Genomic DNA, 1946 nt, shown 5'->3' on the forward strand with positions numbered 1-1946 from the left:
GCTAGCCACGGCACCAACGCGCTCATCCGCGAGGGTCGCGCGACCCTCGTGCAAAGTCACACCGACATCACCGAACTCTTAGATGCATCGCCGCGTGGTCTTCTCACGGCGACACTTGCGCAGAATACCCCGCAACACACCGTTGCTCGTGAGTACAGTCTCACCAGATAGTCCAGGCTCCGAGTGGTGGTAATAGACGTTGAACAACGACAGTCAGCTTGCGTTCGATCTTGACGAGCTCGTGCGTGAGGATCTCCGCGCGAACCCACCCGAGTGGCAGGGCGCGCCACTGCACTTCACCACCGACTACTTCTCGCCGGGCGAGCTACAGGCCGCGTTTGAGCATTGGCAGCTTCTCAATGGCCGTTTCGGGTCGATCCCGCATAGCCGTATGTGGCACACCGGATACGGATGGCTCAATGGTGGCACCGAGTACGGCGATCACCGCCTCGTCATGTTCTCAGCTGACCTGCGCCCCGAGCCGAAGTGCGAGGGGCCGGGCGACCTCATGTATCTCGCGGTCTGCGAACCATGCGAGTGGCATCAGGTCAGCGACTCGGAAATCGATAGCGTCGAGGGGTGGCACAATCACGCGATCCCGAACTGGCGTGAGCTACCAGTCGTGCCCGCGCAGATTCGGGTGCGCGATGGCGGCGGCTTCACCAAGTTAGGCCGCAAATGGATCGCAGCGCACTACCCGGCCGAGATGCAAGTGTCTGGTGCACCGATCATCACCGAGCGCGCACGCTACGCGACTCGACACGTCGCCGAATACTCGCCCCGGGGCGGCTATGACCTCTCATCAACCGCTCTTGATCGACCCTTGCCTGAGCCGAGTACTGAGGCCCCCGCTGCACATCTCAAGAGTGCTGCGCCTGTGCATACACCGAGGCACAGGGTCTCAGCCGTTCCTGAACATGCTGTGCTTTTCAGGCCTTCAGGCGTACAGTTAGGAGCACACGGCAAATAAGCCCCGCCTGGGGAATGACGGAGCAGCCTGAGCTGCGAAGTGCTTTTACACGAATCTGACCGCCGGTAGATCTGTAAAGGACTCCGTCATGCTCACTATCATCTGGCATCTCAGTAGCTTCGCGAACGATCTGTTGCAGCGGTACGCTCCGACGAACCGGCTGATCTGGTTCCTGCACCGCCGCGAAAATCTCCGCTACGGTGTACCGGCGATGCTGCTCTCGATCCCCTACCTGTTGATCGCACGCGGCGCTCTCGCTCTGATCGAGGTGAGTGCTCCCGAGTGGCTGTATCTCGTGTTCATTCTCTGCATCTGGAACGCGATCAAGTTCCTCGTGTGGGGGCCGATCAGCCTGACGGTACTCGGCAAAGCGAGGTTGCGCGAGGCGCGCGAGCTGAAGCGCATGGCGCAAGAGACAGTTATTGACGAGTGCGGCGCCGAGCCTGCGACTTCTCGTCGGTAGCGGGGCCGTCTACTCAGAACAGTGTCGGGCCGTCGTACTTTGGTGCGGCGGCTCGACGCGCGCCGGATGCCGTTCGAGCGGTTCGCGCGGCACGCGCGGTCTGAGGTTCGGATGGGTTCAAGCGTTCGGCGAGCACGGCTTTCACGTCGCTCCAGATGTCGGGCCGTTCAGTATGGCGGTCTCGGTCGCACGAGCGGCGCAGGTCAGTGAGGAACCTGGTGCGCCGCTCTGGTGTGGAGAGTTGCTCGTAGTAGAACCCTGCACGGTCGTAGTGGGCGATGAACCCGAAGTAGCCCGAGTTGTAGAGGCCCTCGTAGAGCTGGTTCGTGAATCTGTCCTCCGGGTAATCGTCTGCGATGAATCGGAGTAGCGCGTTCACGAATCGTGCTTTGCGCGCTGCAGTTCCTGACGGATAGCCAGAGTCGAGGAACTTGTCGACGGGTGCTCGCTTCACGGCCATCGCTCACTCCTCGCTCACGGCTCTCGGGATGAGAACGAGGTGCGCTTGACTGA

General features: G+C 61.4%; 3 protein-coding genes. 2 read left to right on the forward strand and 1 reads right to left on the reverse strand.

The window, feature by feature from the left end; translation table 11 throughout:
* Nucleotides 1-199 precede the first annotated feature (199 nt).
* Both Q1V87_RS10330 and Q1V87_RS10335 read left to right on the forward strand, forming a co-directional pair.
* Complete coding sequence (locus Q1V87_RS10330) at nt 200-970, forward strand: DUF6349 family protein (RefSeq protein WP_079941020.1); 771 nt, start codon at nt 200-202, stop codon at nt 968-970.
* A gap of 88 nt (nt 971-1058) precedes the next feature.
* Nucleotides 1059-1433, forward strand: coding sequence for a hypothetical protein (locus Q1V87_RS10335; RefSeq protein ID WP_079941021.1), 375 nt, complete (start codon nt 1059-1061; stop codon nt 1431-1433).
* Nucleotides 1434-1446: 13 nt separating this feature from the next.
* Here the strand turns inward: Q1V87_RS10335 and Q1V87_RS10340 are convergent, their stop codons facing one another.
* On the reverse strand, nt 1447-1893 hold the full coding sequence (locus Q1V87_RS10340) for a hypothetical protein (RefSeq protein ID WP_079941022.1): 447 nt from the start codon (nt 1891-1893) through the stop codon (nt 1447-1449).
* Nucleotides 1894-1946 lie beyond the last annotated feature (53 nt).

It is taken from the genome of Microbacterium sp. (assembly GCF_030149085.1).
Classification (GTDB): Bacteria; Actinomycetota; Actinomycetes; order Actinomycetales; family Microbacteriaceae; genus Microbacterium.

Coding starts and splice junctions, on each gene's coding strand:
- Q1V87_RS10335 (WP_079941021.1), top strand. CDS start 1,059: ATGCTCACTATCATCTGGCATCTCAGTAGCTTCGCGAACGATCTGTTG.
- Q1V87_RS10340 (WP_079941022.1), bottom strand. CDS start 1,893: ATGGCCGTGAAGCGAGCACCCGTCGACAAGTTCCTCGACTCTGGCTAT.